This window comes from Pseudomonas persica, from assembly GCF_900291015.1.
Classification (GTDB): domain Bacteria; phylum Pseudomonadota; class Gammaproteobacteria; order Pseudomonadales; family Pseudomonadaceae; genus Aquipseudomonas.
Genome location: NZ_OLKL01000407.1, coordinates 1 through 232, shown reverse-complemented (window position 1 = coordinate 232; position 232 = coordinate 1). Strand labels below are relative to the sequence as shown.

Below are 232 nucleotides of genomic sequence, written 5' to 3'. Positions count from 1 at the left end.
GTACAGGAAAGCCGCATCTTCACCCCGCTGCAGGCGAGCAAGACCTTCCGCATCAGCATGACCGACCTCACCGAGGCGGTGATCCTGCCACCGCTGTTCCAGCGCCTGCGGCGGCTCGCCCCGGCGCTGGTGATCGAGAGTTTCCTGTGCAAGCGCCGCGAGACCACCAAGGAACTGGCCGCCGGGCGCCTGGACTTCGCCGTCGACGCGCCACTGAACACCGACCCTCAGG

The 232-nt window shown here is 67.7% G+C and carries 1 protein-coding gene; it reads left to right on the top strand.

What is annotated here, in order from left to right; translation table 11 throughout:
* The coding region (locus FQ664_RS27075) for a LysR substrate-binding domain-containing protein (protein WP_256676133.1) at positions 1–232 on the top strand (232 nt) is incomplete at both ends.